The organism is Deltaproteobacteria bacterium (genome assembly GCA_026712905.1).
GTDB lineage: Bacteria > Desulfobacterota > Binatia > UBA9968 > JAJDTQ01 > JAJDTQ01.
On record JAPOPM010000165.1, the window covers coordinates 11,308 to 31,547 of the forward strand.

Annotated in this window: 19 protein-coding genes and 1 tRNA gene; 11 read left to right on the forward strand and 9 right to left on the reverse strand. The window is 65.9% G+C overall.

Going from position 1 to position 20,240, the window contains the following annotated elements; all coding sequences use genetic code 11:
- Positions 1-286 precede the first annotated feature (286 nt).
- Both OXF11_13745 and OXF11_13750 read left to right on the forward strand, forming a co-directional pair.
- A complete protein-coding gene (locus OXF11_13745; GenBank protein MCY4488160.1) occupies positions 287-2,107 on the forward strand; it encodes an efflux RND transporter periplasmic adaptor subunit in 1,821 nt (606 codons plus the stop codon).
- Complete coding sequence (locus OXF11_13750) at positions 2,104-2,823, forward strand: ABC transporter ATP-binding protein (GenBank protein ID MCY4488161.1); 720 nt, start codon at positions 2,104-2,106, stop codon at positions 2,821-2,823. Before OXF11_13745 ends, OXF11_13750 begins: the two co-directional genes overlap by 4 nt.
- 94 nt (positions 2,824-2,917) lie before the next feature.
- On the opposite strand, the gene OXF11_13755 is transcribed toward OXF11_13750, so the two are convergent.
- The 3 genes from OXF11_13755 to OXF11_13765 form a co-directional block, all read right to left on the reverse strand.
- The gene (locus OXF11_13755) at positions 2,918-4,096 is read right to left on the reverse strand and encodes an MFS transporter (protein MCY4488162.1); all 1,179 of its coding nucleotides are present in this window, start codon (positions 4,094-4,096) and stop codon (positions 2,918-2,920) included.
- Positions 4,097-4,103: 7 nt separating this feature from the next.
- A complete protein-coding gene (locus tag OXF11_13760) occupies positions 4,104-5,858 on the reverse strand; it encodes a hydantoinase B/oxoprolinase family protein (GenBank protein ID MCY4488163.1) in 1,755 nt (584 codons plus the stop codon).
- A 61-nt stretch (positions 5,859-5,919) separates the two neighbouring features.
- Positions 5,920-6,966: an amidohydrolase family protein gene (locus OXF11_13765; protein MCY4488164.1), complete on the reverse strand. Its 1,047-nt coding sequence runs from the start codon at positions 6,964-6,966 to the stop codon at positions 5,920-5,922.
- A 91-nt stretch (positions 6,967-7,057) separates the two neighbouring features.
- Here OXF11_13765 and OXF11_13770 point away from each other — a divergent pair, with 91 nt between their 5' ends.
- Positions 7,058-8,080: a kelch-like protein gene (locus tag OXF11_13770; protein MCY4488165.1), complete on the forward strand. Its 1,023-nt coding sequence runs from the start codon at positions 7,058-7,060 to the stop codon at positions 8,078-8,080.
- 10 nt (positions 8,081-8,090) lie between these two features.
- Positions 8,091-9,182, forward strand: a complete 1,092-nt coding sequence (locus OXF11_13775) for a hypothetical protein (GenBank protein ID MCY4488166.1) — start codon at positions 8,091-8,093, stop codon at positions 9,180-9,182.
- 76 nt (positions 9,183-9,258) lie between these two features.
- Here the strand turns inward: OXF11_13775 and OXF11_13780 are convergent, their stop codons facing one another.
- The gene (locus OXF11_13780) at positions 9,259-9,717 is read right to left on the reverse strand and encodes an Hsp20/alpha crystallin family protein (GenBank protein ID MCY4488167.1); all 459 of its coding nucleotides are present in this window, start codon (positions 9,715-9,717) and stop codon (positions 9,259-9,261) included.
- 209 nt (positions 9,718-9,926) lie between these two features.
- Here OXF11_13780 and OXF11_13785 point away from each other — a divergent pair, with 209 nt between their 5' ends.
- Complete coding sequence (locus tag OXF11_13785) at positions 9,927-10,904, forward strand: tripartite tricarboxylate transporter substrate binding protein (protein MCY4488168.1); 978 nt, start codon at positions 9,927-9,929, stop codon at positions 10,902-10,904.
- 68 nt (positions 10,905-10,972) lie between these two features.
- Positions 10,973-11,818, forward strand: a complete 846-nt coding sequence (locus OXF11_13790; GenBank protein MCY4488169.1) for a DUF3891 family protein — start codon at positions 10,973-10,975, stop codon at positions 11,816-11,818.
- Positions 11,819-11,902: 84 nt separating this feature from the next.
- On the opposite strand, the gene OXF11_13795 is transcribed toward OXF11_13790, so the two are convergent.
- The 4 genes from OXF11_13795 to OXF11_13810 all read right to left on the reverse strand — a co-directional run bounded on the left by OXF11_13795 (position 11,903) and on the right by OXF11_13810 (position 14,181).
- On the reverse strand, positions 11,903-13,063 hold the full coding sequence (locus tag OXF11_13795) for a hypothetical protein (protein ID MCY4488170.1): 1,161 nt from the start codon (positions 13,061-13,063) through the stop codon (positions 11,903-11,905).
- A gap of 245 nt (positions 13,064-13,308) precedes the next feature.
- Positions 13,309-13,385 (reverse strand) — tRNA-Val (locus OXF11_13800).
- Between the two features lie 68 nt (positions 13,386-13,453).
- Positions 13,454-13,600, reverse strand: a complete 147-nt coding sequence (locus OXF11_13805) for a hypothetical protein (GenBank protein ID MCY4488171.1) — start codon at positions 13,598-13,600, stop codon at positions 13,454-13,456.
- A gap of 173 nt (positions 13,601-13,773) precedes the next feature.
- On the reverse strand, positions 13,774-14,181 hold the full coding sequence (locus OXF11_13810; protein MCY4488172.1) for an EVE domain-containing protein: 408 nt from the start codon (positions 14,179-14,181) through the stop codon (positions 13,774-13,776).
- A 155-nt stretch (positions 14,182-14,336) separates the two neighbouring features.
- Here OXF11_13810 and OXF11_13815 point away from each other — a divergent pair, with 155 nt between their 5' ends.
- The 5 genes from OXF11_13815 to OXF11_13835 all read left to right on the forward strand — a co-directional run bounded on the left by OXF11_13815 (position 14,337) and on the right by OXF11_13835 (position 19,363).
- Positions 14,337-15,224 carry a deoxyribonuclease IV gene (locus OXF11_13815; GenBank protein MCY4488173.1) on the forward strand — a complete coding sequence of 296 codons (888 nt, stop codon included), beginning with the start codon at positions 14,337-14,339 and terminating at the stop codon, positions 15,222-15,224.
- 96 nt (positions 15,225-15,320) lie between these two features.
- Entirely contained in the window at positions 15,321-16,652 is a 1,332-nt protein-coding gene (locus tag OXF11_13820; GenBank protein MCY4488174.1) for an ABC transporter substrate-binding protein, read from the forward strand.
- Between the two features lie 2 nt (positions 16,653-16,654).
- A complete protein-coding gene (locus tag OXF11_13825; GenBank protein MCY4488175.1) occupies positions 16,655-17,398 on the forward strand; it encodes a hypothetical protein in 744 nt (247 codons plus the stop codon).
- A 29-nt stretch (positions 17,399-17,427) separates the two neighbouring features.
- On the forward strand, positions 17,428-18,726 hold the full coding sequence (locus OXF11_13830) for an OFA family MFS transporter (GenBank protein ID MCY4488176.1): 1,299 nt from the start codon (positions 17,428-17,430) through the stop codon (positions 18,724-18,726).
- A gap of 7 nt (positions 18,727-18,733) precedes the next feature.
- Positions 18,734-19,363 (forward strand): glutathione S-transferase family protein, encoded by a 630-nt coding sequence (locus tag OXF11_13835; GenBank protein ID MCY4488177.1) that lies wholly within the window; start codon positions 18,734-18,736, stop codon positions 19,361-19,363.
- 117 nt (positions 19,364-19,480) lie between these two features.
- Here the strand turns inward: OXF11_13835 and OXF11_13840 are convergent, their stop codons facing one another.
- Complete coding sequence (locus OXF11_13840) at positions 19,481-20,167, reverse strand: TetR/AcrR family transcriptional regulator (protein MCY4488178.1); 687 nt, start codon at positions 20,165-20,167, stop codon at positions 19,481-19,483.
- Positions 20,168-20,240: the final 73 nt, after the last annotated feature.

Sequence of the window (20,240 nt, forward strand, 5' to 3'; positions counted from 1 at the left end):
ACCAAGAGATTCTGTAATTGGCATTATCCATCTCAACATCGGTGGGATTGTCGTTGACAGAATGAAGTTCCATTATGGGATAGATAAGACTATCATTGACAAACAAGTTCTCTTTTGGATAATTGTTCTATCATTTGTTGTTTCGCCAAGGAAGGAGTCCTCTTCGACCCGCGCGGCGCCCCCGCTCGCACGGGTCTTCCCCGAAGACCCCTAGATCGTCCAGCATATCGCGAAGACGGCCATCGACACGCTGAGGGTCCGAGTTGATATGCGCACCGACACACCCATGACGACCGCCCGCGGAGGGCCGGCCGGCTCAGGCGCCCGGGAACCGGGTGCGGCAGCCGACCGGGACGTCCTTTTCCGGATGATCTGCGAGAGCATGGCGTACGGCGTCATGCTCATCGACGGAAAGGGACGGACCGAGACCTTCAACCCGGCGGCCGCGGAGATCCTCGGCCTCGAACGGGAGGCCGTTGTGGGGCACAGCTTCGCCGAGGTCTTCGTGGCCAACGGCGGGTTCGAAGAGCTGAGCGAGGCCGTGCTGGCGGCAATCTACGAGGGGGCAGTGGGCCGTCAGCAAGTGGTCAACGTCACGGTGGACGGCCGAATACGGCCGCTGGCGGTCGAGAGTTCCTACTTGCGGGGGACCGAGAGCGGCGAAGGCTCCGACCGCGCCCTGGTTGCCGTGTTCAGCGACATCTCGGAACTCGAACGCCTGCGCGCCAAGGAGTTGGCTCTCGCCAGGGACCTCCAGAGCAAACACGAGGAACTGCGCGAAGCCTACCGTAGCCTCGAAGGGCGCAATGTCGAGCTCGGGACCCTGCTGCAGAAGATCCGCGCGGTGCGGCTGGTCGCGTCGGCGTGCGCCGTCGTCCTGGTGCTCGGCATCGGCGCCTATCTGTGGAACGAATCTCCCACCGCCTGGTTCGGCGCGAAGGAGACCCACGCCGGCGGAGCGGTCGCCGGCGTCCGCCTCCTTGTCGTCGAGCCCAAGAGAATCGTGTCCACGATCACCGTGGCGAGCGAGATCGGGCCGCGCCGCCAGGTTTCCGTGACGAGCCCGATCGGAGGACAGGTGGGGGCGGTCCACGTCAAGCTTGGGGAGAGTGTCGCCGCGGGCCAGCCGCTGCTGAGCCTCGACGTGAGCGAGGTCGAGATCCAGCGCCGGAAGGCACAGGCGATCTTTCTCAAGGCGAAAGCAGAGGCGGAGCGGCTCGCCAACTGGAAGAACAGCGTCGACGCGTCGAAGGCGAAACGGGCCGTGACCAAGGCGCGCATCGCCCTCGAAGGCGCGAATACCAAGTTCGAAGAGACGGCATTCCTGGTCGAGCAAGGGCTCACGCCCGCCGCGCGGGAGAAGGCCGCGGAGCGGGAGCGGCGGGCGCGGCGTCTGGATCTGGAGTCCGCCGAACAGGACTTCGACGCGGTCCTCGACAAAGGACCCGACAAACGGGAACTGGCCCGTCTGGAGCTGGCCAACGCCAAGGAAGACCTCGAGCGTATCGAACGGCTGCTGCGCAACGCAACGGTGACGGCTCCGGTTGCAGGTGTGGTGCTCCGTCTCGGCGAAGGGTTCGGGCGGGACAATGATGGACTTTCGCCCGGGACCTCCATCGAGCCGGGACAACACCTCGTCACGATCGCGGACATGGAGGGCGTCACCACGGCGGGCCGGGTGGATGAAGTGGACGTACGCCGTATCCGGCCGGGGCACGCGGTGAGGATCGCCGGCCCGGCCTTCCCGGGCATCACGTTGGAGGGGACGGTCACGCATGTCTCGTCGCGCGCGTTCCGTTCCCCCGGGGGGAAGAGCTTGCCGACCTTCGAGATCGCGGCCGTGGTGGACAAGCTCGACCCTCAACAGCGCGAGGCGGTGCGCCTCGGCATGTCCGCCGACATGCAGATCGTCATTCACGAAAGCGAGCGGGCGCTCGTTGTCCCGGTCAAGGCGGTGGACCTTTCCAACGGCACGCCACGGGTGCGCGTGCGGGACGAAACCACGGGGAGCGAACGCGTGGTCGAGGTAAAGACCGGGGTCACCACCCTCGACTCGGTCGAGATCCTCGCGGGTCTCGCGCCCGGCGACAAGGTGATCGTGCCGTGAACGGGGCGGAAGCCGGACCGACGCTGCTGCGGCTCGTGGACATTCGCCGGAGCTACCGCATCGGCCCGGTGAACGTGGACGTGCTCCAGGGAGTGAACCTGGATATCGACAAGGGTGATCTCGCCGCCATCATGGGGCCGTCCGGTTCCGGCAAGTCCACTCTCATGAACATCATCGGCCTCCTCGATCCACCGACTCACGGGAAGTACATCCTGAAGGGCCGGGAGATCGAGTCGATGGGCGACGACGAGCTCGCCGCCCTGCGCAACGCCACCATCGGCTTCGTGTTTCAGTCATTCCATCTCCTCCCGCGCATGAACGCCTGGCGAAACGTCGGTTTGCCGCTGATCTACCGCGGCGTCGACCGCAAGGAAATTCGCCGCCGGGCCCACGAGGCGCTGGAGAGGGTCGGGCTCGGATCGCGTGTGGAACACCGGCCGGACGAGCTCTCGGGCGGACAGCGGCAACGCGTGGCCATCGCCCGCGCACTCGTGGGTGAGCCCGAGATCCTGCTGGCGGACGAGCCCACCGGCGCCCTCGATGCGGCCACCGGTCAGGACATCATGAAGCTCCTGAGGGAGCTGAACGCGGATCGCGGGACGACCATCGTCGTGATCACTCACGACCAGGCTGTAGCGGCCCAATGCCGGCGCCGGATGCACATCCACAAGGGAGAACTGCAGGAGCATCGCCCGGCACACGGAGAGCAGGGATAGGGACGTTGAGCGTTATCGGGCGAGCCAACCTGGCGGAGGCGTGCTGGGGGTCGACGAATACGGACAGCCGCGAGACTCGTCACCGCGGATTCCCTTACATCGGCGTGGCGTGGCCGCCCGTCCGATACTTCATCACGAACAGAACGAACCCGCCTAGCCCCACCACCGCGGTGGCAAGGAACATGGCGGGATAGTTGTTGCCGTTGAAGTGGAGCATGACGCCGGCCAACACCCCGCCCATGCCGATGGCGAGGTCGTAGAACAGGTGGTACTGGGCCATGCTGAGGCCCCACCGATCGCGCGGTGCCAGGTCGATGGTCATGGTCATGAGCGCGGCATGGGTGGAGCCGTAGCCGAACCCCATGATGGCCGCGGAGACCAGCAGCATCATGGGCGTGCGCGCCAGCACCAGCACCACCATGCCCACCAGGGCCAGGAGGTAGGTTGGGATGATCACGAACGGCCGGCCCTTGCGGTCGGAGAGCGGACCGAAGATGGGCCTGCCGGCCACCACCGCCACCGCGAAGACGCCGAACCAGATGCCCGGGTCCCCTCCCTTTTCCAGGGCGTAAAGCGACAGAAAGGCGATGATGCTGCCGCGGGAGATCCCCAGTAGACCCATGCTCACCGCGGGCAGGAGGGATGCGGGCAGGATGAAGGTCTCGAACCAGCGCAGGCGCCGGGCCACGGCCTTGGCTTTCACCGGCTCGGGAATCGACAGCGCCGCCAGCAGGCCGACCGCCGCCGCCGCCGCCCCGCTGAGAAACACCGTCGGGAAGCCATAACCGGCCACTATCCAGAAGGCGAAGGCCGGCGCGATGGAGTAGGCCACGGTGCTTACCGCCCCGGAGTAGCTGATGAGGGTGCCGCGGAGATGATCCGGAGAGATGTCCGCCACCAAGGTGCCTATGGACGTCGTGCATCCCGACCACCCGAAGCCGTGGTACGTGCGCAGCAGCAGCGCCACCAGCACCGAGGCGGTCCAGACGTAGCCCGTGGCGGCGGTGATGAAGATGCTCAGCCCCCCCACGAGAAACATCTTGCTGCCCAGGCGGTCGATGTAGGCTCCCACCAGCGGCCGCACCAGGGTGGCGCCGAGGGGGAAGGCGGCCATGACCACACCGATCATGAACGGGCTCGTCCCCATGTTCTTGAGGTACACGGGGAACACCGGCTCGATCAGGAACATGGCGAAGAAGAGCCCGAAGCGGGCGCCGCAGGTAAGGAGGAAGTCCCGGAACCAGCCTCGCGCGGCGGGAGCTTGGGGTTCCACGGGGAGCTTACGCCCGTTCCGATCCCGCGTCCCCTTTACGGGGCGCGCTCCGGAGACGGCGCGTCTCCGCCTCGTCGATCTCAAGGGGCCGGCCGCTCACCGCGACGCCATAGGCGTCGCGCGCGGTCTCGGCGCTGATGTAGCCGTCGCGCACGTCGTCCAGCACCTTGGCGGGATCCCGCTCGAAGGGGTCGCCGCGTCCGCCGCCGCCCGCGTAGCGGATGCGGAAGACATCGCCCTTCCCGAGCCGCAGGCGCCCCACCTTGGACGGAAGCTCCTGCTCCCGCTCGGTGCCCGGGTTCAGGAAGGCCGACGACGGCAGCGCGTCGCGAGCGCCGTGGAGACCGGGGGCGGAATACTTGAAACGGTCGCTGCGCAGGTTCACGAAAGCCTCGTCACCGAGCATCTTCCAGTCCCGCACCATGCCCAGGCCACCGCGGTAGCGGCCGGCGCCGCCCGATTCCTCGAACAGCTCGTAGCGCTCGATGCGGATGGGGAACTCCGTCTCCAGCGGCTCCACCGGGGTGTTCATCACGTTGATCACCAGCGAGTTGAGCACCGCCGGGCCGTCGCTTTCGGCGCGCGCGCCGCCGCCGCCGCAGTTGAGGTCGTAGAGCGAATACCATCGGTCGCGATCGACGTCCTGTCCGGAGATGGACACCGAGCCGCCGGCACCGCTGTCCGGCGCGGGCACCACCGCCGGCAGGGCCTCCGCCAGCGTCATCTGCACCACCGAAGTGACCATCTGGGCGGGACGGACGTACATGTTCACCGGCGCGGGATAGCGCGGGTTGAGGATCGAACCCTCGGGTGGGAAGGCGACGTGGATGGGCCGGGAGATGCCCTGGTTCACCGGCAGGTCGGGGCACAGCACGGCCACCGCAAGACAGTCGATGAAGTTGCGGATGACGCAGGGCCGGAGGTTGACCGGGCCGCGCGCCTGCTCCGACGACTCCAGCGTAAAGTGCATCTCGTCGCCCGCCACCCGCAGGGAGGCGGCGATGCGATAGGCGCGCTCCCGGTCGAGGCCGTCGTCGTCGAGATAGTCCACGCACGGGCCGTAGTTCCCGTCGGGGATTTTCTCGATGGCCTTGCGCACCTCCGCCTCGCAGATGTCCATCCACTGGGTCCAGCAGGCGGTCACATCGTCCGCGCCGTACTGGTGCATCAGCTCCGCCAGCTTGCGCAGGCCGTAGAAGTTGGTCTGGGCCTGGGCCTGGATGTCCCCCCAGGTGACCTCCGGCGTGCGCGTGTTGGCCATGACGATGGTCTTGAGGTCCTCGTTGAGCGCGCCCGCCCGGTACAGCCGCAGCGCCGGCAGCAACAGCCCTTCCTGGATGACGTCGGTGGCTTGCGGCGAGTTGGTGCCTGGCACCATCCCACCCAGGTCCGGCTTGTGCGCGGTGTTGGCGATGAAGGCCACGCGCCGGCCCTGGTCGAAGACCGGCGAGACCACGGTGACGTCGGTGGCGTGGTTCTGGCAGGCGAAGTACGGGTGGTTCAGGATGAAGACGTCGCCTTCCGCCATGTCGTCGCCGAACACCCGAATCACCTCGCCCACCTGGGCCGAGATGCCGCCGATGTGAAGCGGCTGCGGAAGGCCCTGGGTCACCATGCGCCCTTGGCCGTCGAAAATCGTGAAGGTGAAGTCCTGGCTCTCCTTGATGACGCTCGAATAGCCCGTGCGGAGCATGTTGAGCGCCAGCTCCTTGGCGATCTGCGCGGTGGCCCGGTAGACCACCTCCATCTGCACGGCATCCATGAAGACCCTCCCCGCCGGCTCCCTTTACGGGAACATCATCCCCGCCACACGAGATCCCGCGCTAGTTGAGATCGAACAGCCGCTGAGCGTTCTTGCGGAGGATCTTCTCCTTCACCTCGTCCGACAGGTCCGGGTGGTTCCTGAGCTGGTGCAGGTTCCCGGGGAACTCGTTGTCCCAGTGCGGGATGTCGGAGGCGTAGACGAAGTGGTCGCTGCCGACGTAGTCGACGGTGGCGGCCAACTGGGACTCCCCGGACTCCAGGCTGAAGTACATGTTGGACTCCCGCACCACGTCGCTGGGCTTCTGCTTGAGCAGCGGCATCTCGTGGGTGCCGCGCTTCTCCCAGTGCTCGTCGAGGCGGTCGAGGTAGTACGGCAGCCAGGTGGCGCCGATCTCCAGGAAGGCCAGCTTGAGCTTCGGAAAGCGCTCGGTGATGCCCTGGCACACCAGGCTGGTGAACTGCAGCAGGATGCCGGCGGTGAAGGCGTAGGAGTGGACCTCGGCGAAGGTGGTGAGGATGGAGGCGCCCAGCTCGCGCGACGTGTTGCGCGTGCCGTGGATGCCCAGCACCACGCCTTCTTCCTCGGCCGCCTTGTAGATGGGGTCATAGTAGGTCTCGCCCAGGGCGATGGGGAGCCCGGTGGGCAGGATCTCGAACCCCTTGAGGCCGAGCTCGTTGACCGCCCGGCGCAGCTCCTTGGCGGCCTCCTCGGGTGCCTTCATGGGCAGGACGCCGACGCAGCTCAGGCGGTTCGACAGCGCGTTGTACTCCTTGGCGAAGTGCGTGTTGGCGGCCTTCGTCACGGCCACCTGATACGGCACCTCCTGGTTCTTGGCGATGTTGCCCGAACCCGTGGGGAAGCAGATGGCCACTTCCATGTCCTGCTTGTCCATGAGCGTGTGCCAGCGCCGTACCTGCTCCTCGGGCGCCAGCCCCTCCCAGTTCACGGACATCTTGAACCCCTGGAACAGGTTCGGATCCCAGGGCTGGTCTCCCGGCCAAAGCGGCGTCCCGCGCTCGTTCCAGGGCGCTTCCAGGTACTTGCGAATGTCCGCCGCCCGTTCGAGAACGTGTCCGTCCGTATCGACACAAGTCGCGCTACCCATGGTTCCACCTCCAGGTTCGGCTTTTGGTTTGGCCTTATTGGTTTTGACCTTGTTTGTCAATGAGAGTAGAGGGAACCCAGGAGGCTTGACGATGACCATGAAACAAGGATCGCTTCACCTGAAATACATGACCTTGGCGGTGCTCTGCGGCGCCCTCGCGTTGGCCGGCACGCCCGCCCTGGCGGCAGACGCGAAGCCCGCCAGCGAGTGGAGCAAGCGCGGCGAGATGATCGAGCCCAACTCGGAAATGGCGGTGGCCTATGTCGACGGCAAGATCTACGTGGTGGGCGGCTACCCCTCCACCCGGATCAGCGTCGACACCGTGCAGGTGTACGACGTCGCCACCGACAAGTGGGGACTGACCACGCCCTATCCCACCACCATCAACCACGCGTCGGCCATCGGCTTCGACGGCCTCCTCTACGTCATCGGCGGGCAGACCAACGCCGGCGGACGCAGCGAGCGGTCCCGCTACACCGACGCGGTGCACGCCTACGACCCCAAGACCAGGAAGTGGACGGCGCGGGCGCCCATGCCCACCAAGCGCAGCGCCATGGCCCACGACGTCATCGACGGGAAGTTCTACGTCGCCGGAGGACGCCCGCCGCGGGGCCACGATTTCGCGGTCTACGATCCCAAGGCGGACAAGTGGACGGCGCTGCCCGACGTGCCCACCCAACGCAACCACATCGCCGCCGCGAACATCGACGGGAAGCTCTACGTGGCCGGGGGACGCTTCGGCGGAGGCTTCCGCAGCGAGATCACCCCGGCCCTGGAGGTCTACGACCCCAAGACCAACCAGTGGGCCACCCGGCGGCCCATGTCCGAAGCTCGCGGCGGACTCAACGGCATCGCCGTGGAGGGCTGCTTCCACACCTTCGGCGGCGAGCATCCGTCGGCGGGGCCGAGCGGCGTGTTCCCGCACCACGAGGTCTATGACCCCCGGACCGACACCTGGACGCGGCTTGCGGACATGCCCATACCGGTCCACGGCGTCACCGGCCTGGTTTACCTGAACGGCTGGATTCACCTGCCCGGCGGCGGCATCCGGCGGGGCGGCAGCAGCGGCACCATCCATCACCAGGTGGTGCGGACCGACATGCGCTGTCGTTGAGTGGCGGCGGTTGAAAACCGGCGCCGTCATCCCGGGACTGGGCGTCGTGTGCGCCCTGGCCGGCAATGTCTGGCCCGCCCTGAACCCCTGGGCCGCGGTGCCGGCGCTGCTGCCCGAGGGGCTGCGCGGGCGCGCGGTGCGGCCGCTGCCTTCGTGGATGGGCGTGTGGCCGGCGGTTTTCCTGTACCTGTGCTTTGCCTGGGCCGAACTGGTCTGGCCGAACAACACCGCGCCCGCGCGCCTCGCCGTCCTCATCCTGGCCTACAGCGCGCTCACCTGGGCCGCCATGACATGCTACGGCGTCGAACCGTGGCTCAGGTGCGGCGAGCCCTTCTCCATCATCTTCGGACTGTTCGGCCGTTTCGCTCCACTCGCCCGCACGCCCGAAGGAGCGCTGGTGCTACGGCACTACGGATCCGGACTGGCGGAGGGCGGGAAGGTGCCGGTTTCCATGGTGGTGCTGGTGGTGACGCTGCTCGCCACCGTGAGCTTCGACGGCTTTCTGCACACGCCCGTGTGGGCGGCGCTCTACGCCGCGTCGTCGCATGCCTTGTACGACATCGGTTGGACCCAGTTCCTGGGAAACACCGGCGCGCGCACCTTGGTGTTCACCAGCGGGCTCCTGCTGGCGCCGGCCTGTTTCGTGGCGCTGTTCCTGGGGACCTGCGGGCTCATGGCGCGCCTTGAGGGCTTGCGGCGAGGAACTCACCGAGGCGCCATGGAGGTGGCCTCCGAGTATGTCCTCACGCTCGTGCCCATCGCCATCGCCTACCACCTGGCGCACTACCTGCTGCTGTTGATCGTCGAGGGCCAGCTTCTCTACGGGCACATCTCCGACCCGTTCGGCGTGGGCTGGGACCTCTTCGGCACCGCGGGCGTGACGCCGGACCCCACCGTGGTGGACGCGCGCTTCCTCTGGCTGTTCTCGCTCTTCGTCATCGTGGCCGGCCACGTCATCGCCGTGTGGCTGGCCCATCGGGCGGCGCGCCGCGCATCCGGCGGAGGGACTACCGTGGCGGCGCAAATCCCCATGCTGGCCCTGATGGTCGGCTACACCATCTTCAGCCTGTGGATCATCGGGCAGCCTATCGTCGAGGTGTGAAGAGGGGCGAAAAAAGGGGCCTCCCGGTTCGAGAGGCCCCTTTGGATCGATGGGCTGAAACCCGCCAGCCGTTCTGTTACCCGGCGTTGGACTCGACGGCCTTGGGCTCGGCCACCTCGATCCGGATCGGCACCCTGCGTCCCACCGCCTGGTCGGGCAGCGGCACCGAAATCTCGATCACGCCGTTCTGGTAGCGGGCTTCCAGCTTGTCGGTGGCGAGCCCCTCGGGCAGCCTCACGGTACGCTCGAACTTGCCGCGGAACGTCTCCCGCAGGTAATGCCCCTGCTCCTCGCCCTTGCGCTCTCCCTTGATGGACAGGACCCTGCCTTCCACCTGGATGTCCAGGTCCTTCGGATCCACTCCAGGCATGTCGATCCGGATCACGTAGTGATCGTCACGCGTGAATGCGTCCATCGGAGGCATCCAACCGCCACTCAACTCGCGGCGTCCCAGGAACCGGTCGAACATGGCATCGAAGTCCCGATGTCCATTGTGCAGAAGCGGGTTCCACCTCGTCACTTCATAACCCAACATGGTTCGTATCTCCTTCCCTGTAACGTTCTTATCGAACTGTCATGGAGCTCCTCGTTGCGAACGAAAGGTAAGCATCGGAACCGCACGTGTCAACGGGTCCGACGCGTCGACCTCGCACTCCAGCCCGAATTTTTTCGTCGTTGACACCGCCTTCGGCCCGACCCTATAATGCGGCGGTTCCGCTCCGAACCTTACCACAGGAGGGTAACATGAAGAGGACATTCGCCACCTTGTTCGCCGTTTTCGGCCTCATGACATTCGCCGGCACCGTTCAAGCCGAGTTTCCCAACCGTGACATCACGATTCTCGTGCACGCTTCACCGGGAGGCGGGTTCGATGCCATTGCCAGGGCCCTGGGGCGTTACATGAAGCCCTTTATCCCGAAGGACGTGGACATCATCGTCAAGAACGTCGTCGGCGCCGGCGGCATCACCGGCACCGTGGCCATGTACCGCGCCAAGCCCGATGGCTACACCGTCGGACACATCTACGCCGACGGCATGTTGGGAACCCAGATGATCCGCAGCAACGTCGGTTATGACATCGACAAGTTCACCTGGCTCGCGGTGGTGAGTTCCCAGGAGGCGGAGGCGTTGCTGGTTCGTCGCGAATCGCCTTACCGCACCGTCAAGGATCTTCAGAAGGCCAAGCGGGTGACCTGGGGGGTGGAGGGCATCGGCATCGCGCGCTGGGTGCACGCGTTTCTCGCCGCCAATGAGCTGAAGATCCCGTTCGACGTGGTGGCCGGCTATGGCGGCACCGGCGAGACGCTGCCGGGCCTGCTTCGGGGTGACTTCGACGTGTTCACGCAGCCCATAGACCACCCCTCGACGCTGCCGTATATCCGCTCGGGTGAAATCGTGCCCATCGTCAACCTCGGCGAAAGTCGCGCCAAGAACGCCCCGGATACGCCCACGGCCATCGAACTGGGCTACAAGAACCTCATTGTCAAGGTGTTCCGCGCCATGGTCGGGCCTCCGGGAATGTCCAAGGACCTCCACAAGAAGTGGGAGAGCCTGCTGTTGAAGACCATGGAAAGCAAGGCGTACAAGGACTGGGCGGCCTCGTTCGGCATCCCCCTGGTGCCGGGGAACGCCGCCGCGGCAGCCGGCGACATGAAGGTGTTCGTGGACCTGTACAGCAAGTACCGGCAGCCCATGCTGGACGTGCTCAAGGGCAAGAAGTAGCGCCCTGCGGGTGCGGCCCGCGCGCGCCTGGAGGGTACGCCCGGTCGGAGCGAAGGAGAAAACTCACCATGATGGTCAACCCTTACAACGATTCGCAGTTGATGCTCGCGTTGCAGTTCGACCATTCGCGGGTAGCGGGTTTCTTCGCCGCGCACTGGGGCAACGAGGCGTTCGACCGGCCGGAGCCGTATGCATCCGTCGTGTTGGCGGCCCAGGAGCACGACCACGGCTGGTGGGAATGGGAGATGAAGCCGGCCACTTTGAACGACAAGAACTTCCCCATGGACTACCATGACGGCAGCTTCAAGTTCCTCGGCCAGTTGCGACTGGACTTCTACACGAACGTGGTGAACGACGTGGTCCAGCGGGATCCCTACGCGGCCATGCTGATCGCCATGCACGGGGTGGCGCTGATGAACGCCGGCTACGGCAAGTACACCCATCCGCCCGATCGTACCGCCGACCCGCGGGTGCGCGCGTACGTGGACCATCAGGAAGAGCTGAGGAAACGCCTGGCCGCCGAACTGGCCCAGTCCGAAGAGTTCGCGGACTACGCCTCCGAGGAGCGGATCTGGACCAACTACGATTACATCGAGGTGTTCGACCAGCTCGCGCAGTACGTGTGCAACCGCTATCCCCTGAACAGCAAGGAGCGGAAACTCGGTCCCAGCGACACGCTCAACGACGTGGACGTGCCCACCCGAAAGGGAGAGCCTCCCGTGCACATCCACATCGATACCGTGGCCGAGCACCGCGCCGTCCTCGACCCCTACCCGTTCGCGGTGGACCCGCTGGTGTTCAGCTTCCCCGCGCGGCTGGTACCCAACCGGCGCTACGCCGACCCGGACGATTTCCTGAGCGAGTTCTACCGCGGCGAGCGCATCACCGTGACGCACACGCTCTGTTCAAGTTGATTTCTGCTTGGAACCGGACAGGACATCCGGCAGGGAATGCAGCGTGCCGGGCGGGAAGACCGCTCCGGCACGCCGCGGACCGGATCAGGAATCGGCCAGCAGCCGCACCCCGTAGAGCCGGGTCTCCGGCAACTCCAGCCTCTCCCAAGCCTCGCCGGCATCGTGGCTGGCGTACACCGAACCGTCGGTGTAGCCGATGACCACGGTGTCGGGGGCACCGGGATGCACCGCCACGCAGCTCGTCATGTGCACATGCCCCTCGGGCAGGCCGCCCGTGAGCTTGCGCCACGTCGCACCGCGGTCGTCGCTGCGCAGGATGGCGGCCTTGGCGCCGCCCAGCTCCTCGGAGGTGTCGCGGCTGAAGCGGATGGTGTTGTACGGGCCCGGGCGGACCGTGCGGTGGCCCTTCCAGGAAGTGGGGCCGTTCTCGGCCGCGCCCAGAAAGATGCGCTCCGGCACGCCGGGATGGATGTCGAAGGGAATGGCGTAGGAACGTCCCATGTCGTATTCCAGCTTGCGCCAGGACGCGCCGCCGTCGTCGGTGCGGTACGTGCCGATTCCGGTGGTGGCGTACAACGTCTCAAGGCTCGCGGGATCGCGCATGAGCCAGTGCACGTCGCGATAGACGCGCCCGTCCTCGTGGGCGCCCATCTGGTACGGCAACACGCCCGCCGGGTCGTTGTGCTCGGGGTATGCGGCAGTGCTCGACGGTCCGCTGATGTCCTCCCAGGTCTCGCCCCGGTCACGGCTCCGCACCACGCCCCCTTCCTCGACCCCCACGATGATCTCGTCCGGCACCCGGCCGTCCAGCACGATGCAGCGGATGTGCGGCGTATGGGGCGGCGGCGGAAAGGTCCAGCGGGCGTAGTCCTCGATCCTGCGGAACGCCGTCAGCTCACGGAACGAGCGCCCGCCGTCCTCGCTCACGTACACCGCCGCCGGCAGCGTGCCCACGTAGAGCTCGCCGGCCCGGGTCGGATGCGCCCGCATCGTCCAGATGTCCCGGTAGTCCAGGCCGCCGGAGGGAATCCACTTCCAGCTCTCACCGCCGTCCTCGCTCACGTGCATCTCCGTGCTCGTCGCCGCGTAGAGCCGGTTCGGGTCCCCCGCGTCCCGCGTCACCTCGCGCAGCACCTCTCCCTCCAACACCCGGTCCAACACCTCCACCCGAGGGGAACGGCCGTCCCAATGGCAACGCACCAGATCGTCCGCCGTCAAAAGAAACATCTTCAAGTCGCTACTCATGCCGTGTCCTCCTCGCCATACTCAGAATCCCGCCAGCCTCGCGTTGACCAACCTGTTCAGGCTGACACCTTCTTCTGCTGCCTGCAAGGCGAGCTCACGGTGTGTTCAAGCCTCATGCCAAACACGCCAAACCGTCGCCACTTCACGGTATAGAGTCGCCGAAAACTACTGAAGCCGCTCCCACGCTTGAGAGCGGCTTCGAATGCTCGTCCTACACTTGGCAGGTGAGCCAGAGTTCTCTTGGATGGTGGTCGCAGCAGGACTCGAACCTGCGACCTCTTGCATGTGAGGCAAGCGCTCTAGCCGACTGAGCTATGCGACCACTGTGGGACCCTGACGTTTACCACCTCGGACGGCGGGTTTCAAGCACGCAGCGGTCCGCGGAACGGCTTATTCCCGCTCCTTGTGCCGCTGCTTGATGCGCTGGTTCAGCGACTCCAGAATGCCGGCGTCCACGGCGGCGATGACGTCCACGGCGGCGTCCAGGTGTTCCTCGGGGATGTCTGCTTTCCTTGCGTCCGCAAGGCGGCGGTCCACTCAGGGATCGCAGTTGCGGGTCATGGCCACGGCGAGGCCGAGGAAGATCTTCTCGCGCTCGCTGAGGCTGTCGACGGCGTGGGCGTCGCGGTAGAACTGCCGGAAGTCTGCCTTCTTCATGGGTTCCCTCCTGTTGTCGCTCGGAGCCTCGGAGCCGCGCTCTTGCCCGGCCCTCAACCCTTGGCCATCTCCATGACGACGTCGTAGTGGGCGTCGCTCACCGGCACGAAGGACAGCCGCCCCAGGCGGAACAGGTCGAAGCCTTCGAGCTGGGGGTTGAGCTTCATCTCGGCCAGCGACACCTCGCGCTTCAGCGCCTTGCCCACCTTGATGTCGAACACCAGGAGCTTGGGGTCGTCCTTCTCGGGGTCGGGATAGGCGCCGGTGGTGGCGGTGCCGAGGCCGACGCATACCCGCAGGCCGCCGGTGTGGTAGATGATGCACCGGTCGCCCTTCTTCACGGTGGCGAGGTGCTTCAAGGCGAGGTTGTTCTTGATGCCGTCCCAGATGGTGCTCTTGTCCCGCTGCAGGTCGGCGAAGGAGTAGACGTTGGGCTCGGTCTTGAGAAGCCAGTTGGCCATGACGGACCTCCTTGTTGGTCGATGTGTTGAAATACTGCAAAGCGCCGCGCGTGGCAAATTCCGGCACGCGCCTGTCCGGGGCCGGCCACGACGCGTTGGCGCCCATTCCTCCGAGGATGAAGTGGACGGCATGCTTGTGGTACAACTCCAAAATCATGGCCGCCACCCCGCCCAAGAAGCCCCCCAAGGACCGGCCCCTTCTGGGAGCCCACATGTCCATCGCCGGCGGGGTGTACAACGCGCTCCACGCGGGCGACAGCCTGGGCTGCGAGGCCGTCCAGATCTTCACCAAGTCCTCGCGGCAGTGGGCCGCGAAGCCTTTGACCGAGGAGGACGTGCGCACCTTCAAGGACACTCAGAAGGCCAGCGGGGTCCACACGGTGGTGGCGCATGACTCCTACCTGCTGAACCTCGGCGCGCCCGACCGGGAGCTGCGGCAGAAGTCCGTGGCGGCCTTCGTGGACGAGATGGAGCGGTGCGAGGCGCTGGAGATTCCCTGTCTCATCGCCCACCCGGGCGCCCACACGGGCGCCGGCGAGCGCGCCGGTCTGCGCACCATCGCGCGTTCGCTGGACGCGATCCACCGGCGCTGCAAGGGTTTCAAAGTGCGCGTCGCCCTGGAGATCACCGCCGGACAGGGCAGCAACCTGGGCTACCGCTTCGAGCACATCCGCAACATCATCGACAGCGCCAAGGAGAGCGACCGGCTCCGGGTTTGTTTCGATACCCAGCACGCCTTCGCCGCCGGATACGACATCCGCGCCCGCGAAGGCTACGAGCGCACTTTCACGGAGTTCGACGAGGTCATCGGCGTCAAGCTGCTCGCCGCCTTCCACCTGAACGACTCCAAGAAGGAGCTCGACTGCCGGGTGGACCGCCACGAGATCATCGGCAAGGGACACCTGGACGTGGAGCCGTTCCGCCTGCTGATGAACGACAAGCGCTTCTTCGGCCTGCCCATGTGCCTGGAGACCCCGAAGGGCAAGGACCTGAAGGAAGACCGAGAGACCCTGGAGCTGTTGCGATCTTTCCAGGACCATTGATTCAACAAGCCAGAGCCGTTAACCTGCGGAGAGACTGTTCTCAATACGAAACTGCGGATTCCCATCGCATCGAACTTCAGGAAAGCGAGGCCGCTTGTGGATACGCAGAGTCCTACCGGTAGAAACGGCCAGACCACTCCGGCCACGCGCGCGGGCCTGACGCGCAGAACGTTCGTCCGCGCCGGGCTCGCGGCGATGCTGGCGCCTCCCTGGCTCCACTCCCTGAACACGGGCGCCCGCGCGGCCGCGCTGCGAGGCATCGGACCCGACGGCGAGATCGTGCTGGGAGTGTCCGCCGCCTTTTCCGGGCCCTCCCGCGGCTTGGGTACCGAGCTCTATCGCGGCGCCAAGTCCTATTTCAACGAGGTCAACAAGAACGGCGGCGTCAACGGCCGCAAGATCGCGCTGAAGCTCTACGACGACGGCTACCAGCCGGATCCCTGCGTCGAGAACACCGTGAAGCTCATGCTGGAGGACCAGGTCTTCCTGCTCTTCGGCTACGTGGGCACGCCCACCGTTACCCGCGTTCTGCCGATGCTGAAGAAGTTCCAGGCCCAGCGCGTCTATCTGTTCTTCCCCTTCACCGGCGCCCAGCCTCAGCGGGAGCCGCCCTACGGCGACTTCGCCTTCAACCTGCGGGCCTCCTACCGCCAGGAGACCGCCGGCCTCGTGGACAACTTCGTGCGCATCGGCCGGCAACGCATCGCCATGTTCTACCAGGCCGACGCCTACGGCCGCAGCGGCTGGGCGGGAGTACGGGCAGCCATGGCCAGGCACGGCTACGAGATCGCCGGCGAGGCCACCTACCGCCGGGGCACGCGGTTCACCGGCAGCATGCGCGCGCAGGTGGAGATCCTCAAGAAAGCCTCTCCCGAGGCGGTGATCTGCGTGGGCGCGTACGCCGCGTGCGCCGCCTTTGCGCGCGACGCCGTGGACCTGGGCCTCCGGGTCCCCATCGCCAACCTGTCGTTCGTCGGCAGCGAAAACCTGCTCAACCTGCTGTCCGAGGGTCAGGACGACCCCGATGGATACACGCGCTACCTGGTGAACTCGCAGGTGGTGCCCAGCTACGAGGACACCTCCATACCGGCGGTCAAGGAATATCGCGAGTTGATGGCGCGCTACGACCCCCAGGTGCCGAAGGAGTTGGTAAAGGAGGCGTATACGCCGTTTCCCAACAGCTTCGTGAGCCTGGAAGGGTACCTGGACGCCAAGCTGTTGGTGGAGATACTGCGCCGCCTCAAGGGCCGGCCGGACAGAAGCGGCTTGGAGGAGGCCGTTTTCTCGGTGCGCGACTACGACCTGGGCATCGGCGAGGCTGTGTCCTTCGGGCCGGAGCGCAGGCAGGGTTTGCAGAAGGTCTACTACACGGTCGTCGAGGACGGGCGGTTCGTGACCCTGGACGACTGGAAAGCCAAGTTCGGGTGATCATGAAGATCAGAAAACTGTTCCAGAAGACACAGTTCGGCATCTTCGGGCTCCTCGGCCTGGTCGTGCTGTCCACTTCGGCGCTGACCATCTACACGGTCCAGACTCACCTTTCGACCGAGTACGAAGGCAACAGCCGGAACATCGCCAAGACCATCGCCGACGCCAGCGTCGACATCCTGCTCAACCGCAACCTGGCCACGCTCCAGTCGCTCATCGACCAGTTCGTGGAGATCCAGGGCATCCGCTACGTCTACATCACCAGCGACACGGGCGAGTTCCTGGCCCACACCTTCGTTCCGGGCATTCCCGAGGCCATCCTCAACAGCGACCCGAGCGAGACCCAGGCCGTGAACAGGCAGTTGCCGGGGATGGGCGAGTTCGTGGAGGTCGGCAGCCCGATCCTGGCAGGCTTCGCGGGCACCGTGCACGTGGGCATGGACCTCGACGTCATCGGCCTCAAGATCCAACGGGCCATCGGCCAGCAGGTGTATCTCATTTCCATCCTGCTGGTGGTCGGGGTCCTGGGATCCATATGGTTCGTCAACCTGGCCGCCAGGCCGCTGGGTGACCTTTTGGCCTTGGCCGTCAAGCTGGCCAAGGAGGACGACGCCGAGGGCACCGAAGACCAACAGATTCTCGCGCGGGACGACGAGGCCGGGGAACTGGCGCGCCTGCTCTTGCACATAGCGCAACGCCGGACCCGGTCGGACGAGCCGCCCCCGGCGGCGGACGGCACCGGATAACCGCGAGACGGGAGGTTAGCGGGGTGCGTATGCCCAGGGCCGCCATCGCGTTCTTCTGCACCATGCTGCAGATATGCTTCGGGACAGTCTACGCCTGGAGCTTCTTCCAGACCATGCTGGTGCGCCAGGCCGGCTGGACGCACACCGAGACCGCCTGGGCCTTCAGCATCGCCATCTTCTCCCTGGGAACGTCCGCGGCCTGGGCCGGCTCCGCGCTGGGACGGCTGGGACCCCGGCGGCTGGCGCTCACCGGCAGTGCCATGTTCTCGGTCGGGTACGTGATCGCCAGCGCGGCGCTGTGGCTGGACTTCCTGCCGCTCTTCTATCTCGGCTACGGCGTCATCGGCGGCGCCGGCATCGGCCTGGGCTACGTGACCCCGGTGGCCACGGTGGCCAAGTGGTTCCCGGACAAGAAGGGCTTGGTCACGGGCATCGTGGTGATGGGATTCGGCATCGGCGCGCTGCTCCTGAGCAAGGGGCTGGCGCCGTTCCTGGTGGTGCGCACCGAGGGCGACCTGGCCCTGGTCTTCCTGTGGCTCGGCATCATCTTCGCCGGCATTCTGCTGCCGTGCAGCCTGGCCCTGAGCGACCCCGTGGCCCCGTCCAAGACCCCGGGCGCGTCCGTCCCGCAGCGCCTGGACCTGGACGAGCCCGAGTCCACCCTGCCCTACCTGAGCTCCAGCCAGTTCATCATCATGTGGACCGTGTTCTTCTTCAACATCGCCGCCGGCATCTCGGTCATCAGCTTCCAGTCGGAGCTCTTGCAGGAGGTTTGGGGACTTGCGGACCCCACCGTCGAGCCCGCGGCGCTGGCGGAGTACGGCGCCACGCTCATCGCCGCCAGCTCCGTATGCAACGGAGTGGGCCGGCTGTTCTGGGGCCTCCTGTCCGACCGCATTGGCCGCGTCAAGGTCTTCCGCATCCTCCTGGCCAGCCAGATGGTCGTCTTCGGCGTGCTCATGACCGAGGAAAACCCGTGGGTGTTCTCGGTACTGGTGTGCTACGTGCTGCTCTGTTTCGGCGGCGGCTTCGCCACCATGCCGCCCTACATCCTGGACGTTTTCGGCACCGAGAAGATGGCGAAGATATACGGTGTCATCCTCACCGCCTGGGCCGCCGCGGGCATCTTCGGCCCGCTCTACGTGGGATACCTGAAGGACTCGCACCCCGACCGGGCCGTCATGTACTGCTTCCTGATCGGCATCCTGATGCTCGGCGCCGGCTATCTGTTCTCGTACCTTCTGAACGACGGCCGCCTCCGGCTCGGCCGCCCGACGCTCGAAAACACGCTCCGGCGGTACGGCATTCCGGCACGAAGTCCGGTATAACCCTCCCATGAAATTCTACGACTGCAGCACCGCTCCGAGCCCGCGCCGCGTGCGCATCTTCATCGCCGAGAAAGGCCTGGACATCCCCACCGTCCAGATCGACCTGCGCAACGGCGAACACCTCACCGAGTCGTTCCGGGAGCTGAACCCCTGGTGCACCGTCCCGGTGCTGGAACTCGACGACGGCACCACCTTGAGCGAAGCCGTCGCCGTCTGCCGTTACCTGGAGGAGACCCACCCCGAGCCGCCGCTCATGGGCCTGGACGCGAGCGACCGCGCGCGGGTGGCCATGTGGGAGCACCGCTTCGAGATCGACGGCTTCCTCGCCGTCACCGAAGCGTTCCGCAACCAGGCCAGAGGATTGAAGGGCCGCGCCCTCACCGGCCCGGAAGGCGCCGAGCAGATCCCGGAACTGGTGTCACGTGGCCGCGCCCGCGTCGAGCGCTTCTTCGCCGCCCTGGACACGCAACTCGCCCACAGCCCTTTCGTGGCGGGCGAGCGCTACACCATCGCCGACATCACCGCACAGGTGGCCGTGGACTTCGCCGGCTGGATCAAGATGAGCCTGCCCGCCGAATGCCGCCACGCCGCCGCCTGGTACCAGCGCGTGAGCCAGCGTTCGAGCGCCGCCGCGTGACACGCCTTGGCCCGCCACCCCTGGATTCCCGCCCCCGATCGGGGTCGAGGGCAAGCTTTCGCGGGAATGACGTTTCGGGTGGACGTCGCCTACCCAGCGCGGCCGCGGCTCAGCGGCTCACGACTCGGGCCACAGCACGAAGCTCTTGTCGTCCGGCAGGAAAGACCGGCGCAGATGGTCCTCCGCTCCCTCGTCCTCGACCTCCCCGTGGAGCACGCCGAAGAAGAAGATTCGCAGGACCTGTTCGATGAGCCCCTCGAGCGAGGGGTCCCGGCTGGGATTGTACCAAGTGTAGATCCAGTTCATCATGCCGAAGAGCGCCAGCGCCGCCACGCGCACGTTGAGCTTGTGCGCGCCTTCGCTTCTTCGCAGCTCCTCCACCAGGTCCACCAAGGCCTTCACGTAGCGCCGCTTCAACTCGAGAATGCGCTTCTCGTAGTCCGCCGTCAGCGCCGTGTCCTCCCTGGACATCACCTTCATCTCGTTCATGTTGTGCAGAAAGAAACCGAGATGGTTGTGGACGAACAAGGCGACCTTCTCGCGCGGGCTCTTCTCCGTGGTCTGAATCCGCCCCGCATTATCCAGCAACGTCACCAGGCAACGCTCCTGGATCAGACACAGCAATTCTTCCTTGGTACGGAAATAATAGTACAGACCCGCCAGACTCATCCCCGTGGCTCGGCTGATGTCGCGGATCGAGGTCCCGTCGAAGCCCTTCTCCGCGAAGATCGCCGCAGCCGTCTTGAGGATCTCCTGCAGCTTCTCGTCGTGGTGGGCGGTGCGTGATTCAGGACCGTTCGGCATGAGCACCGATCTTGTCAGATCGGGATATCCAAGTCAATGAAATCACTGGCGCTACCGCCCCGGACTCGCGTTG

What these genes read in the sequence shown, in the direction of transcription:
- OXF11_13745 (MCY4488160.1), top strand. Translation starts at nt 287, where the DNA reads ATGACGACCGCCCGCGGAGGGCCGGCCGGCTCAGGCGCCCGGGAACCG.
- OXF11_13760 (MCY4488163.1), bottom strand. Translation starts at nt 5,858, where the DNA reads ATGGATGCCGTGCAGATGGAGGTGGTCTACCGGGCCACCGCGCAGATC.
- OXF11_13765 (MCY4488164.1), bottom strand. Translation starts at nt 6,966, where the DNA reads ATGGGTAGCGCGACTTGTGTCGATACGGACGGACACGTTCTCGAACGG.
- OXF11_13770 (MCY4488165.1), top strand. Translation starts at nt 7,058, where the DNA reads ATGACCATGAAACAAGGATCGCTTCACCTGAAATACATGACCTTGGCG.
- OXF11_13780 (MCY4488167.1), bottom strand. Translation starts at nt 9,717, where the DNA reads ATGTTGGGTTATGAAGTGACGAGGTGGAACCCGCTTCTGCACAATGGA.
- OXF11_13785 (MCY4488168.1), top strand. Translation starts at nt 9,927, where the DNA reads ATGAAGAGGACATTCGCCACCTTGTTCGCCGTTTTCGGCCTCATGACA.
- OXF11_13790 (MCY4488169.1), top strand. Translation starts at nt 10,973, where the DNA reads ATGATGGTCAACCCTTACAACGATTCGCAGTTGATGCTCGCGTTGCAG.
- OXF11_13795 (MCY4488170.1), bottom strand. Translation starts at nt 13,063, where the DNA reads ATGAGTAGCGACTTGAAGATGTTTCTTTTGACGGCGGACGATCTGGTG.
- OXF11_13810 (MCY4488172.1), bottom strand. Translation starts at nt 14,181, where the DNA reads ATGGCCAACTGGCTTCTCAAGACCGAGCCCAACGTCTACTCCTTCGCC.
- OXF11_13815 (MCY4488173.1), top strand. Translation starts at nt 14,337, where the DNA reads ATGGCCGCCACCCCGCCCAAGAAGCCCCCCAAGGACCGGCCCCTTCTG.
- OXF11_13825 (MCY4488175.1), top strand. Translation starts at nt 16,655, where the DNA reads ATGAAGATCAGAAAACTGTTCCAGAAGACACAGTTCGGCATCTTCGGG.
- OXF11_13830 (MCY4488176.1), top strand. Translation starts at nt 17,428, where the DNA reads ATGCCCAGGGCCGCCATCGCGTTCTTCTGCACCATGCTGCAGATATGC.
- OXF11_13835 (MCY4488177.1), top strand. Translation starts at nt 18,734, where the DNA reads ATGAAATTCTACGACTGCAGCACCGCTCCGAGCCCGCGCCGCGTGCGC.
- OXF11_13840 (MCY4488178.1), bottom strand. Translation starts at nt 20,167, where the DNA reads ATGCCGAACGGTCCTGAATCACGCACCGCCCACCACGACGAGAAGCTG.